The following is an 11,737-nucleotide window of genomic DNA, read 5'->3' as shown; positions in this document are numbered from 1 at the left end:
CGACAATTATCATTTGAGGCTGCCAAACGGCGGCCTCTTCTTTTTCAGGCTCACGGGTATCACTCACTACGTGCTTTGTTGATAAATCCACTCCGTGAAGCCTGACCCTTTAATCATACACAACACCATCCGAAAAATCGGAGGTAGGGCTATGACCAGAATGAGCACCATTTACAGCAGACTTTCATATGGAACAGGAACCACGCTGACCGGCTGCGGTGTATCAGCGAAGGCATATGCCGAAACAGCTAAAACAGCAAAAGAGGTGTCCTGGATGTTGGCCGACAGAATTGCAGGGTTAAGCCTGAGTGACTGGGCAATTATTGTTGGTATCGCATGCACCGTTATCACCTGTGCTGTGAACTGGTATTACAGGAAAAAGGAAAGGGAGGACCGGCTTAATGGCAATGTCACCAAAGCTGAAGAATAAACTGGGCACAGCGGTCGTTAGTTTGATTCTTGCCGGTGCGTCAGCACCTCTTATTCTCGATCAGTTTCTGGATGAGAAAGAGGGTAACAGCCTGACAGCATATCGCGACGGCGGCGGAATCTGGACCATTTGCCGTGGCGTCATAATGGTTGATGGTAAGCCAGTAGAGCAGGGTATGAAGGTGTCTGCTGAGAAATGCGCCCGGGTAAACGCCATAGAACGCGACAAGGCGCTGGCATGGGTTGAACGAAATATAAAAGTTCCGTTGAGTGAGCCGCAGAAGGCAGGTATCGCTTCTTTCTGCCCTTATAACATTGGTCCAGGCAAATGCTTCCCGTCAACGTTCTACCAGCGTATCAACGCCGGAGATACAAAAGGGGCATGTGAGGCGATCCGCTGGTGGATTAAAGACGGTGGCCGCGATTGCCGTCTGACCAAAGGCCAGAAAAACGGCTGCTACGGACAGGTTGAACGACGAGACCAGGAAAGCGCTCTGACATGCTGGGGGATAGGCCAGTGAGTAAAACATTTGCTGTGTTTCTACTGCTGGCTGGTGCGTTTATTGCCGGAAGTGTCTGGAGCGACCGGGGCTGGCAAAAGAAATGGGCGGAACGTGATAGTGCTAAGTCTTCGCAGGTTGCGAACGCGCAGACCGCCGCCCGCATGATTGAGCAAGGGCGCATAATTGCCCGTGATGAGGCTGTAAAAGATGCACAAGCGCAAGCCGCTAAATCTGCTGCCACTGCTGCTGGCCTGTCTGCCACTGTTAACCAGCTGCGTACCGAAGCAACAAAGCTTGCCACCCTCCTGGACGCCGCAAAGCATACCGCAAATCTTGCCACTGCCGTCAGAAGCAAAACAGCCGGAGCCGACGCCGCAGTGCTCGCCGACATGCTTGGACGCCTTGCAGAAGAAGCTCGATATTATGCTGAACGATCTGACGAACGCTACCGGGCAGGAATGACGTGTGAGCGCATTTACGACTCAGTGAGGCAGTCAAATAACAACAGGGTTAGACGATGAACGCAGAAAACCTAAGTGAAGCGTATTACCTCAATAACGATATAAAAGAACTACAGCGTCAGAAAAGCATACTGGAAAGTGGTGCCGGACTTGGTGTGACAATCCAGTCTACCTATCAGGATAACGCCTTTCTTGATGCCATACGCCCGCATGCAGTGGCTGAACTTGACCGCCGTATTGTGGAGAAGAAAAAATCCCTCTCCACCCTGGGTGTTACACTCTCTTAAATGAGAACAACAATAAAAGGTTATGTCTGCTTTGCCACATTCTGAGAGTATGGGTTTTATTTGGTATTCAATCAGTTACTTTATTGGTTTGCTTTCAGATGGAAGATAGATGTTTCCACAGAAGGGGCAAATTAACGTTATATTGTTTTTTATTCTCGACAGACTGTGCATTGACTGGCGGGAGCAATGAGGACAAGTACTTTTCACATGGCGTAAAGTACGCATCTTGATATCTTTGAGTATCGACATGTTGATTGTCCTGGTGGGCGGTTAACAACCATACACCACATGTTGGCTAATAGCTTCTTTTATAACCATTACGATGTAATCGTTAGCGATAATCAATCAAGCCTCGCAGTAGCGGGGCTTTTTAACAACTGAGGAATGAGCAATACAGTAGTTCTTACAGCTAAGCAGATTGAAGACCTGGCGGCCTTCGCAAAAGAAGATGGCCAGCCACAATACACCATCACTACCGGAGCAATCCCTGAGTTCGAAGCGGATGATGGCAAGGTTATCCCTGAGTACACCGGGCTGATTGCCTATTCCGAGTAGCTAGAGCATAGCGTTCTACAGCTCGATAACTAACGAATCAACAAAACTTTCCATCCGCCATGGCACCACAATGCTCGTAGACATGCCAGGAAGCCTAGCAGAAGAAGCTAGATACCATTCTGAGCGCGCTGATGAAAACTACCGGGCAGGAATGACATGTGAGCGGATTTATGAGTCCGTAAAAATACTAACAATGAACCGTAGAGAAAAAATAATAGATCTATAAATTAAGGTGTTGACGGTTTTCGTGGATAAATTTGTAAATTTTTACTATGAAGGAAATACGACTCTTCCTTGAGTCAAAATCCCTGACAACTTAGGGTGACAGATAAAGGTCTTACGCAGCATGACATAATTTTCGATTTAAGCTATTTAAATTAATTTTTATGGTCAAAATCCTCTGAGATTTACTTACAAAACTAAACCTTGCTATGTTTGGTTAATCATGCGTTAATGAATGTCTGGTTTGTAACGAATTTATCTGAAGCAGTCGCTGTAATAATTTTATTCCTTGTTCCTGTTGAGATTTCCTTGTTAGCTTTTCTCTCTGATAATTTTTTTCGGACCATTCTGCCCAAGGGCTTACTCAATAAAGGTAATGTTTATGTCTAATAAAATGACTGGTTTAGTTAAATGGTTTAATCCTGAAAAAGGTTTTGGTTTTATCACTCCAAAAGATGGCAGTAAAGATGTGTTTGTTCACTTCTCTGCTATCCAGAGTAATGATTTCAAGACGCTGAATGAGAATCAGGAAGTTGAATTTAGTGTTGAACAGGGACCTAAAGGCCCCACGGCAGTTAATGTCGTGGCTGTATAAGGTAACTGATATTACTAATAATATTCACTTCAGATGTCCGTGTTGCCACGGATCTCAGTACCGAACGTCAAACTTTGATGTTACTGAAAAAAATCCTTTCGGAGCAAAATGTATTTTTTGCAAATCAACAATGATTACATTTGATAATATTGCACTGTACATTCGTTCTGGTCAGTCTTCGTTAGAATTCAGAAAATAAATTTCAGGCTCCTTATGGAGCCTTTTTTGTATGCTGAACCGACAATCTCTGTAAGAGACATCACGGTAAAATTATGAAAAAAGTCATCGTTTTTTTTAATGCAGAACCTGCAGTTGTTGTAACCGTAATGAAAGGTATTACTACGATAATGCGCGAGTTTCCCAATGGGGAAAAAGCACACCTACCCGTGATGTCAGCGGGATTTCCATCTCTGACAGGAGACCATAAAATAGTTTATGTAGCCTCTGATCGTGATGTCAGTTCAGAAGAGATCCTCGAGGCAGCATCGAAGCTTTTGAAATGAGATCTGGTTGTTTCGTGACCGACCCAGATTTTAGTACAGTGGTTTGTGTGGTCGCGAGCTCCTTTACATGAAGATTGTACTGCAAACTATTGATAATTGAGTCTTTCTATTCTATCTTTTAAACATATCAGCGCTTATACAAGTGCTCTACGGGGAATGTAGCATGCTTGGCGTTGATACGTTAGAGATCAAGAGAGGTAAACAATGAACGTCGAAGATTTAAAAAGAAAAACTGAAGCGGATATTTCTGAATTCATCACAAAAAAAATTATTGAACTCAAAAAAAAGACAGGAAAAGAAGTTTCCGATATCCAGTTTAATGCTCGTGAAAAAATGACTGGGCTTGAAAGCTATGATATTAAAATCACATTAATCTAATTGTTATAAGACTCAGTTCGAGTGAAAAAGCATTATCTTGAAAGGTAATGCTTTTTTATTTCTGTCATAAAATTTAGAACGTTGTCAAAGCCTTCACTTCTAACCATAGATTTTCTGCTTACCTTTTAACGGGTCCTCCTTGACGATTCTGACCATCGAGGGGCAGCAGCGGCGCGGGATTTGGAGCATTTTTGATTCTTTACGCAACCATTTCAGCATTTGATGCTGATGACGGAACACTATCCCCGAATACACTGGGTTGGTTGCATTCTCTGATTCAAAAGAACACGGTGTGCTTCAACTTGACTGAGCAGGCATTACAGCAGACATTCACTGAGTGCCTGCTGTAATGTTAAACATTAAAATTTGTATTTATTTCTTATCGTTACAATCAGGGATCATCCTCAAAAGAGTGTTATCTTTCTGGACGTAGTGATGGAATAACGCTGCACCAGCATGCGCTGCGATTAAAAAATATCCGATGTTTGCCAGTGTTTCGTGAGTATCTTTGATAAGTGATTTTGTTTCCCCGTCAGGAGTAACGAACGATGCAACGTTAAAACCTAAGAAACTCCAGTCCTTTCCACCGTAAGCCATAATTGCAATACCTAATAATGGTAGAGCCAAAAAAGAAATGTACAGCAGGATATGCATTATTTTAGCAGCCATCATCTGCCAGGCTGGTGGGGGGGGAGTGATAGCTGGATCATGATACTTTTGTTTAATAATTAATCGCATTATCATTAAAAACCAGACAAACACCCCAACATTGTAATGTGTTTCTTTCATGAGAAGGTAGGTGTTACTGCCTTTGGGAAACCAGCCACGAAGCTCCATAGCTGCATAGGTTATCGCTATTAATATCAGGGTTAGCCAGTGTAAGCGAATCTGAAGTTTTGAGAATTTGACCATTATTCTTGCCTCAAACGGTGTATTACATCGACCATAAATCATGAAGCTTAACAAATCCTTATTTTTGTTGAGAGATTAAGAGTTTGTTATTCCAGCGATCTCACTTGAATGTTTTGATAATAATTCTCATTTTTATTTCTTTCTGATAATCCTTGATGTTACGGGGCAAGAACCGCGCAGATTCTCGCTATTTATGAGAACTTTCAATCAACTACTGGTTCATTTTTACTTTCCGCCTATTACACAATTTGTATCCAACAAACAGGACTATGCCGATGCCAGCACGTGCTAAACGCCCATGCCGACACAAAGGGTGTGCGGCAATCACCAACGATGTCAGCGGCTATTGTGACCAACACCGAAAGCAACATGCTGGTGACGGCTGGCGGAATTATCAGTCAGGAAAGAGCAGACAAGAACGTGGATATGGGCGGCTCTGGGAAATTAAACGAGCGCGTATCCTTCAGCGTGATAAATACCTGTGTCAGAACCATCGCCGGCAGAAGATAGCGAAGAAAGCTACCTGCGTTGACCACATCATTCCAAAAGCTCATGGCGGTACTGATGATGATGCCAATCTGGAGTCGTTGTGCTGGGAATGCCACAGAGCAAAGACAGCAAGAGATCGTATTCGATGAGTTATGCCCATTACATATACTGTGGGCAGAGTGGCTATTTTTCGAATTCCTGTTCGCACAATGCAAGCAGTTGTAGCCGCCGCAATCTGCATTGCTATTTCATCTCGATTAAAGCAGGCGCATACAAAGGGAAGGGGGGAGCAAATCCCTGACCCCTTTCGCACTTCAGGACTGCCCGCTTCCTCGTATTTTTATACCCGCGAAAAATGAAATTTAACCAGGAGTGTCGCTTATGGCTGGAACGGCGGGGCGTTCCGGGCGTCGCCCCAAGCCAACGGCGCGCAAGGAGCTGGCAGGGAACCCCGGCAAACGAGCCCTGAATAAAGAGGAACCTGTATTCACTCCGATTAAAGGTGTGGCACCACCTGACTGGTTTTCTGAGGATGATGGTCTGCCAATGGCGGCCGTCATGTGGGAACTGACCACGAAAGAATTATGTGGACAGGGATTACTGTGTGTTACCGATCTTGCCGTACTTGAGCGCTGGTGTGTTGCATATGAGTTCTGGCGCAGGGCGGTTAAAAATATCGCCAGAGAAGGGCTGACTATCACTGGTGCTATGGGGGGGAAGATAAAAAACCCTGAGCTAACCGCAAAGAAAGAGCAGGAATCGGAGATGAGCTCTACCGGCTCCATGCTTGGCCTTGATCCCAGCAGTCGACAACGCCTAATCGGCCTTGCCGGACAGAAGAAAACCTCTAACCCATTCCTGAAGATGATCAACTCATGAGCCGGAAATCGTACCCCAACGTAAACGCCGCGAATCAATACGCCCGCAACGTTGTGCGGGGGAAAATTCCGGCGTGCCAGTTTGTCATTCAGGCCTGCCAGCGTCATATCGATGACATGGCGGCTGAAAAGAGTAAGAAATTTCGTTACCGCTTCGATAAAGACATGGCAGAAAAGGCCGCGAAATTTATCCAGTTGTTGCCACATACAAAAGGAGAGTGGGCATTCAAGCGGATGCCGATCACTCTGGAGGCATGGCAACTGTTTATTGTGTGCTGCGCCTTTGGCTGGGTCCAGAAAGGGTCGAAGCTTCGACGATTTCGCGAGGTTTACACGGAGATACCGCGTAAAAATGGGAAATCAGCTATTTCGGCAGGTGTGGCGCTGTACTGTTTTACCTGTGATAACGAGTTTGGCGCTGAAGTATATTCCGGGGCCACAACTGAAAAACAGGCGTGGGAAGTATTCAGACCAGCTCGTTTGATGTGTAAGCGCACCCCGCTGCTGGTGGAAGCGTTCGGGATTGAAGTTAATGCGTCCAACCTGAACCGGCCAGAAGATGGCGCGCGTTTTGAGCCGCTGATTGGTAACCCTGGGGACGGCGCTTCACCGCACTGTGCGATTGTTGACGAGTATCACGAACATCCCACAGATTCGCTCTACACCACTATGCTGACGGGTATGGGGGCGCGGCGACAACCACTAATGTGGGCGATCACGACGGCGGGTTACAACATTGAGGGTCCATGCTACGACAAACGGCGTGAAGTGATTGAGATGCTGAACGGCACAGTACCGAATGAGGAATTGTTCGGCGTGATATACACCGTCGACGAGGGGGATGACTGGACCGATCCTAAAGTGCTGGAAAAAGCTAACCCGAATATGGGCGTGTCGGTCTATCGTGACTTTCTCCTCAGCCAGCAACAGAGAGCTATTAATAACGCCCGTCAGGCTGGTGTATTTAAAACTAAACACCTCAACATCTGGGTTGCAGCCCGTGCCGCTTTCTACAACCTGGTTTCCTGGCAGAACTGTGAGGATAAGACACTTACGCTGGAGCAATTCGAAGGACAGCCATGTGTTCTGTCTTTCGACCTGGCGCGCAAACTGGATATGAACAGTATGGCGCGGTTGTTCACCAGGGAAATTGACGGCAAGACACATTACTACAGCGTTGCTCCCCGCTTCTGGGTTCCCTACGACGCAGTATTCAGCGTTGAAAAGAACGAAGATCGTCGTACTGCGGAGCGATTTCAGAAATGGGTTGAAATGGGACTGCTTACAGTTACTGATGGCGCTGAAGTTGATTACCGCTACATCCTTGAAGAGGCCAAGGCGGCAAACAAGCTCAACCCAGTCAGTGAGTCACCGATTGACCCGTTCGGCGCGACGGGGCTTTCACATGATCTGGCGGATGAAAGCCTTAATCCGATCACTATCGTTCAGAACTACACCAATATGTCTGATCCGACGAAGGAGCTGGAAGCCGCCATTGAGTCAGGCCGCTTTCATCACGACGGGAACCCGATTATGAGCTGGTGTATCAGCAACGTCGTCGGGAAATATTTGCCCGGTAATGACGATGTGGTTAAACCCATCAAAGAGCAGAACGAAAACAAAATCGATGGCGCGGTTTCGCTGATTATGGCAATCGGAAGGGCAATGTTGAATAGCCGGGCGAGTAATTCATCCGTTTACGACGAGGAAGATGTAGCATGCTAATGACGTTTTTAAGTTTTTTTATCGGCCTCGCCGGAGCCGCATTACTGTCTGCCGGTGCCTGGCTTTTTTCACCTGCAGCCGGGCTTATTACTGGCGGTTCAATCTGCCTGCTGTGGTCATTTTTAATCGCGAAATCAATGTCTGCCAGCGTAATTAAATCAGGGGGTGAATAATGTTCATTCCCCAGATGTTTCGGGGTAAATCTCAGTCTGGTGGTAGTTTCTGGCAGGCGATGCTGGGTGGTGTGAGTTCCAGCCAGAGCAAGGCGGGGATCATTATCACTTCTGAAACCGCAATGGCGTTATCGGCGGTCCGGGCATGTGTAACGCTTCTGGCAGAATCGGTGGCGCAACTGCCGTGTGAACTTTACAGGCGAGGCGCTAACGGAGGCCGTGAACGGGCGACTGACCACCCTGTTTATGATCTGATTCATTCCCAGCCCAACAAAAAAGACACTTCATTTGAATACTTTGAACAGCAGCAGGGCCTGCTTGGTCTGGAGGGGAATTGCTACTCGATCATCGACAGGGACGGGAAAGGTTATCCCCGCGAATTAATCCCGGTTAATCCCCAAAAGGTCATTGTCCTGAAAGGCCCGGATGGGATGCCATATTATGAACTACCCGAAATTGGCGAAACGTTGCCAATGCGCATGATGCATCATGTGAAGGTCTTCTCACTGGATGGCTATATCGGCAGTTCCCCAATCCGGACGAACGCGGATGTTCTTGGGCTAAACCTTGCCGTGGAAGAGCATGCTTCTCAGGTCTTTCGCCGTGGTACAACGATGAGCGGCGTTATTGAGCGTCCAAAAGACGCTCCGACGATCAAAAGCCAGGATGCTATCGACCGCCTGCTGGCAAAGTGGACGGACAGATATTCCGGCGTCAGAAACGCCTTCTCGGTTGCATTGCTTCAGGAAGGGATGAGCTACAAGCAGTTATCTCAGGACAATGAGAAAGCGCAGCTGTTGCAGTCCCGTCAGTGGGGCGTGGAGGAAGTGTGCCGACTCTATAAAATCCCGCCTCATATGGTGCAGATGCTGGCGAAAGCCACGAATAACAACATTGAGCACCAGGGGCTGCAGTTTGTGATGTACACGCTGTTGGCCTGGCTGAAGCGTCATGAAGGCGCATTAATGCGCGATCTGCTTTTACCCAGCGAGCGCGGTGATCTGTACATTGAATTCAATGTTTCTGGCCTGCTGCGCGGTGATCAGAAGTCACGCTATGAATCTTATGCATTAGGCCGCCAGTGGGGCTGGTTATCGGTTAACGACATTCGCCGCATGGAGAACCTTCCACCCATCGCCGGAGGGGACAAATACCTGACGCCTCTGAATATGGTCGACAGTAAACAAATCTTACCTGGCGATAACACGCCAACAGCAAAACAACTGGCAGAAATCAACTCTATTCTGTCCAGAAACTGAATATCACCCGCAGCGCGGGCTGACCTGGTAAACATCATGACAAAAAATTTAATTAATCTGCCGCACCTGGCGGCTATGGTCTTTGGTGTTCCACATTACGTGACACGACAGACAATGGATTCTGTAAAAGCTGTGCTGGTTCCCCGTATTCAGGGATTATCAGAAGAGGCTAGAATTCACATGACGCAGGATCCTGATAACAATCAGGTGCCAGATTTGGTTCAACCAGCTGGTGGAATGGCAGTTATTCCTGTTCACGGCATTCTGGTTCCGCGTCGTGGGCAAATTACTGCAATGTGTTCTGAACTTACCAGCTATGAGCGCATACGTAGCCAGGTGCATGCTGCATTAAATGACCCTTCCATCAGTGAAATTGTGCTGGATATAAATTCTGGTGGTGGTGCGGCGGTTGGATGCAAGGAACTGGCCGATTATATTTTCCAGTCACGTCAAACTAAGCCTATTACTGCAATTGTGAACTACAGCGCCTATTCTGCGGCTTACTTTATCGCTTCGGCCTGCAGCAAAATTGTAGTCAGCCAGACCAGTGGAGTCGGCTCGATTGGAGTGATTATGGAACACCTGGATACTTCCAGGATGGAAGAGCAAATGGGGTTAACATTCACCACGATTTTTCGGGGAGATAACAAAAATAACGGTACACAACATGAGCCACTGAGTGAAGACGCTCGGGGAATGTTCCAGAGGATGATTGACGATATGTACGAGACGTTTATTACCTCTGTAGCGGAATACCGGAATCTTGCCCCTCAGACGGTGATTAACACGCAGGCCGGAATCTATTTCGGCGCTGATTCCATTTCTGCTGGTCTTGCCGATGAAGTTTCGGATCCTCAGTCTGCGATTAATGCCATTGCAGCAAAGTACAAACAACCTCAACAAACCACTTCCATAAAGTTGCAGGCCGCCGCGATGGACCTGCAAACCAGAATGTGACCCGGCGCTAACGCGTCATTACCAGAAAGCAGCCTGTTGGCTGCTTTTTTTATGCCAAAAAGAGAGAAAACTATGCCACAGATTGAAGAATTACGTCGTCAGCGTGCGGGTATTAATGAACAGGTACAGACCCTGGCCACGATTGAAACTACCGGTGGAACGCTGACAGCGGAGCAGTTAACCGAATTTGCCAGCCTGCAGCAGCAGTTCACGGATATCAGCGCCAAGATTGAGCGTCTGGAAGCGGCTGAACGTGCGGCAGCGCTTGTCGCCAAACCGGTTAAAGGCACACAGCAGGCTCCAGGTATCAGCATTAAGGCTGAGCCAAAGCAATATACCGGCGCAGGCATGACCCGTCTGGTGATGTCGATTGCGGCAGCACAGGGTAACGTCCAGGATGCTGCTAAATTTGCAGCTGAAGAACTGAATGACCAGTCTGTCTCGATGGCCATCAACACTGCCGCCGCGTCAGGTGGCGTTCTTATTCCGCAAAACCTGCACAGCGAGGTGATCGAACTGCTGCGTGATCGCACCATCGTCCGTAAGCTGGGCGCGCGCTCCATTCCGCTGCCGAACGGCAATATGGCGCTGCCGCGTCTGGCCGGTGGTGCGACGGCGAGCTACACCGGGGAAGGCAAGGATGCGAAAACATCAGAAGCGCGCTTCGATGATGTGAAACTCACTGCGAAAACCATGATTGCAATGGTGCCTATCTCCAACCAACTGATTGGTCGTGCTGGCTACAACGTGGAGCAGCTGGTCCTGCAGGATATTCTGACCGCGATTTCTGTTCGTGAAGATAAAGCCTTTATGCGCGATGACGGTACCGGTGATACGCCTGTCGGTATGAAAGCGCGGGCAACTGAGTGGAACCGCCTGCTGCCGTGGGAAGCTGCTGCAGAGGTTAATCTGCAGACGATTGATACCTATCTCGACAACATTATCCTGATGGCTATGGACGGGAACAGCAACATGATCAGCTGCGGCTGGGGCATGTCGAACCGGACTTACATGAAACTATTCGGTCTGCGCGACGGTAACGGTAACAAGGTCTACCCGGAAATGGCCCAGGGGATGTTGAAGGGATTTCAGATTCAGCGTACCAGCGCTATCCCGGCAAACCTCGGTGACGCAGGCAAAGAGTCGGAAATTTACTTCGCGGACTTTAATGATGTGGTTATCGGTGAAGACGGCAACATGAAGGTGTCGTTCTCGCAGGAAGCCTCCTACCAGGACGGGGATGGCAATCTGGTTTCCGCGTTCTCCCGTAACCAGTCGTTGATCCGCGTGGTGACGGAGCACGATATCGGCTTCCGTCATCCGGAAGGTCTTGTACTCGGGACAAAAGTGCTGTTTTAACCGGTCCTGCACTCTGTGCGACCACGGTCGCACAGCGTAAAAAGCACGTAAT

At 47.9% G+C, this 11,737-nt stretch carries 17 protein-coding genes and 1 pseudogene; 16 read left to right on the top strand and 2 right to left on the bottom strand.

Annotated elements, in window-relative coordinates; genetic code table 11:
- Nucleotides 1-151 precede the first annotated feature (151 nt).
- Genes OGX83_RS14330 through OGX83_RS14315 form a run of 4 tightly spaced genes read left to right on the top strand, consistent with a single transcriptional unit; the run spans nucleotide 152 to nucleotide 1,680 of the window.
- Nucleotides 152-430, top strand: a complete 279-nt coding sequence (locus OGX83_RS14330) for a phage holin (RefSeq protein WP_003832349.1) — start codon at nucleotides 152-154, stop codon at nucleotides 428-430.
- On the top strand, nucleotides 402-950 hold the full coding sequence (locus OGX83_RS14325) for a lysozyme (protein ID WP_286503295.1): 549 nt from the start codon (nucleotides 402-404) through the stop codon (nucleotides 948-950). Before OGX83_RS14330 ends, OGX83_RS14325 begins: the two co-directional genes overlap by 29 nt.
- Nucleotides 929-1,453 carry a DUF2514 domain-containing protein gene (locus OGX83_RS14320; protein ID WP_286503294.1) on the top strand — a complete coding sequence of 175 codons (525 nt, stop codon included), beginning with the start codon at nucleotides 929-931 and terminating at the stop codon, nucleotides 1,451-1,453. The genes OGX83_RS14325 and OGX83_RS14320 overlap by 22 nt, the downstream gene beginning before the upstream one ends.
- Complete coding sequence (locus OGX83_RS14315) at nucleotides 1,450-1,680, top strand: hypothetical protein (RefSeq protein ID WP_137378219.1); 231 nt, start codon at nucleotides 1,450-1,452, stop codon at nucleotides 1,678-1,680. The genes OGX83_RS14320 and OGX83_RS14315 overlap by 4 nt, the downstream gene beginning before the upstream one ends.
- A 75-nt stretch (nucleotides 1,681-1,755) precedes the next feature.
- On the opposite strand, the gene OGX83_RS14310 is transcribed toward OGX83_RS14315, so the two are convergent.
- Nucleotides 1,756-1,929: a YnfU family zinc-binding protein gene (locus OGX83_RS14310; RefSeq protein WP_218116983.1), complete on the bottom strand. Its 174-nt coding sequence runs from the start codon at nucleotides 1,927-1,929 to the stop codon at nucleotides 1,756-1,758.
- Nucleotides 1,930-2,064: 135 nt separating this feature from the next.
- On the opposite strand from OGX83_RS14310, the gene OGX83_RS14305 reads away from it, so the two are divergent.
- From OGX83_RS14305 to OGX83_RS14280, 6 genes and pseudogenes are all read left to right on the top strand, one after another.
- On the top strand, nucleotides 2,065-2,235 hold the full coding sequence (locus OGX83_RS14305; protein WP_286503293.1) for a hypothetical protein: 171 nt from the start codon (nucleotides 2,065-2,067) through the stop codon (nucleotides 2,233-2,235).
- Nucleotides 2,236-2,305: 70 nt separating this feature from the next.
- Nucleotides 2,306-2,461 (top strand): annotated as a pseudogene (locus OGX83_RS14300) (DUF2514 family protein); the annotation flags it as partial.
- A gap of 378 nt (nucleotides 2,462-2,839) precedes the next feature.
- The gene (gene cspG / locus OGX83_RS14295; protein WP_000066494.1) at nucleotides 2,840-3,052 is read left to right on the top strand and encodes a cold shock protein CspG; all 213 of its coding nucleotides are present in this window, start codon (nucleotides 2,840-2,842) and stop codon (nucleotides 3,050-3,052) included.
- 10 nt (nucleotides 3,053-3,062) lie between these two features.
- The gene (gene ymcF / locus OGX83_RS14290; protein WP_057069020.1) at nucleotides 3,063-3,251 is read left to right on the top strand and encodes a cold shock small protein YmcF; all 189 of its coding nucleotides are present in this window, start codon (nucleotides 3,063-3,065) and stop codon (nucleotides 3,249-3,251) included.
- A 73-nt stretch (nucleotides 3,252-3,324) separates the two neighbouring features.
- The gene (locus OGX83_RS14285) at nucleotides 3,325-3,555 is read left to right on the top strand and encodes a hypothetical protein (RefSeq protein ID WP_000756041.1); all 231 of its coding nucleotides are present in this window, start codon (nucleotides 3,325-3,327) and stop codon (nucleotides 3,553-3,555) included.
- A gap of 204 nt (nucleotides 3,556-3,759) precedes the next feature.
- Complete coding sequence (locus tag OGX83_RS14280) at nucleotides 3,760-3,933, top strand: GnsA/GnsB family addiction module toxin (RefSeq protein WP_001100119.1); 174 nt, start codon at nucleotides 3,760-3,762, stop codon at nucleotides 3,931-3,933.
- 372 nt (nucleotides 3,934-4,305) lie between these two features.
- On the opposite strand, the gene OGX83_RS14275 is transcribed toward OGX83_RS14280, so the two are convergent.
- Entirely contained in the window at nucleotides 4,306-4,845 is a 540-nt protein-coding gene (locus OGX83_RS14275) for a cytochrome b (protein ID WP_286503292.1), read from the bottom strand.
- Nucleotides 4,846-5,120: 275 nt separating this feature from the next.
- Between OGX83_RS14275 and OGX83_RS14270 the strand changes: the two genes are divergently transcribed.
- The 6 genes from OGX83_RS14270 to OGX83_RS14240 all read left to right on the top strand — a co-directional run bounded on the left by OGX83_RS14270 (nucleotide 5,121) and on the right by OGX83_RS14240 (nucleotide 11,685).
- Nucleotides 5,121-5,483, top strand: a complete 363-nt coding sequence (locus OGX83_RS14270) for an HNH endonuclease (protein WP_181231324.1) — start codon at nucleotides 5,121-5,123, stop codon at nucleotides 5,481-5,483.
- Between the two features lie 232 nt (nucleotides 5,484-5,715).
- Nucleotides 5,716-6,213 (top strand): phage terminase small subunit P27 family, encoded by a 498-nt coding sequence (locus OGX83_RS14265; protein ID WP_003832359.1) that lies wholly within the window; start codon nucleotides 5,716-5,718, stop codon nucleotides 6,211-6,213.
- Nucleotides 6,210-7,937, top strand: coding sequence for a terminase large subunit (locus OGX83_RS14260; protein WP_016150031.1), 1,728 nt, complete (start codon nucleotides 6,210-6,212; stop codon nucleotides 7,935-7,937). Before OGX83_RS14265 ends, OGX83_RS14260 begins: the two co-directional genes overlap by 4 nt.
- Before the next feature lie 172 nt (nucleotides 7,938-8,109).
- Nucleotides 8,110-9,369, top strand: a complete 1,260-nt coding sequence (locus OGX83_RS14250) for a phage portal protein (RefSeq protein WP_153687072.1) — start codon at nucleotides 8,110-8,112, stop codon at nucleotides 9,367-9,369.
- A gap of 36 nt (nucleotides 9,370-9,405) precedes the next feature.
- Nucleotides 9,406-10,326, top strand: a complete 921-nt coding sequence (locus tag OGX83_RS14245; protein ID WP_286588365.1) for a S49 family peptidase — start codon at nucleotides 9,406-9,408, stop codon at nucleotides 10,324-10,326.
- 72 nt (nucleotides 10,327-10,398) lie between these two features.
- The gene (locus tag OGX83_RS14240; RefSeq protein ID WP_286588363.1) at nucleotides 10,399-11,685 is read left to right on the top strand and encodes a phage major capsid protein; all 1,287 of its coding nucleotides are present in this window, start codon (nucleotides 10,399-10,401) and stop codon (nucleotides 11,683-11,685) included.
- Nucleotides 11,686-11,737: the final 52 nt, after the last annotated feature.

Origin of the sequence: Citrobacter sp. Cpo074, from assembly GCF_030332745.1 — a bacterium.
Classification (GTDB): Bacteria; Pseudomonadota; Gammaproteobacteria; order Enterobacterales; family Enterobacteriaceae; genus Citrobacter; species Citrobacter portucalensis.
This window is presented reverse-complemented; position numbering and strand designations above follow the sequence as displayed.

Bases quoted from the DNA above. Each gene is read 5' to 3' on its own strand.
- OGX83_RS14315 (WP_137378219.1), top strand. From the start codon at position 1,450: ATGAACGCAGAAAACCTAAGTGAAGCGTATTACCTCAATAACGATATA.
- OGX83_RS14285 (WP_000756041.1), top strand. From the start codon at position 3,325: ATGAAAAAAGTCATCGTTTTTTTTAATGCAGAACCTGCAGTTGTTGTA.
- OGX83_RS14330 (WP_003832349.1), top strand. From the start codon at position 152: ATGACCAGAATGAGCACCATTTACAGCAGACTTTCATATGGAACAGGA.
- OGX83_RS14250 (WP_153687072.1), top strand. From the start codon at position 8,110: ATGTTCATTCCCCAGATGTTTCGGGGTAAATCTCAGTCTGGTGGTAGT.
- OGX83_RS14320 (WP_286503294.1), top strand. From the start codon at position 929: ATGCTGGGGGATAGGCCAGTGAGTAAAACATTTGCTGTGTTTCTACTG.
- OGX83_RS14275 (WP_286503292.1), bottom strand. From the start codon at position 4,845: ATGGTCAAATTCTCAAAACTTCAGATTCGCTTACACTGGCTAACCCTG.
- cspG (WP_000066494.1), top strand. From the start codon at position 2,840: ATGTCTAATAAAATGACTGGTTTAGTTAAATGGTTTAATCCTGAAAAA.
- OGX83_RS14270 (WP_181231324.1), top strand. From the start codon at position 5,121: ATGCCAGCACGTGCTAAACGCCCATGCCGACACAAAGGGTGTGCGGCA.
- OGX83_RS14280 (WP_001100119.1), top strand. From the start codon at position 3,760: ATGAACGTCGAAGATTTAAAAAGAAAAACTGAAGCGGATATTTCTGAA.
- OGX83_RS14310 (WP_218116983.1), bottom strand. From the start codon at position 1,929: ATGTCGATACTCAAAGATATCAAGATGCGTACTTTACGCCATGTGAAA.
- OGX83_RS14260 (WP_016150031.1), top strand. From the start codon at position 6,210: ATGAGCCGGAAATCGTACCCCAACGTAAACGCCGCGAATCAATACGCC.
- OGX83_RS14325 (WP_286503295.1), top strand. From the start codon at position 402: ATGGCAATGTCACCAAAGCTGAAGAATAAACTGGGCACAGCGGTCGTT.
- OGX83_RS14240 (WP_286588363.1), top strand. From the start codon at position 10,399: ATGCCACAGATTGAAGAATTACGTCGTCAGCGTGCGGGTATTAATGAA.
- OGX83_RS14265 (WP_003832359.1), top strand. From the start codon at position 5,716: ATGGCTGGAACGGCGGGGCGTTCCGGGCGTCGCCCCAAGCCAACGGCG.
- OGX83_RS14305 (WP_286503293.1), top strand. From the start codon at position 2,065: ATGAGCAATACAGTAGTTCTTACAGCTAAGCAGATTGAAGACCTGGCG.
- OGX83_RS14245 (WP_286588365.1), top strand. From the start codon at position 9,406: ATGACAAAAAATTTAATTAATCTGCCGCACCTGGCGGCTATGGTCTTT.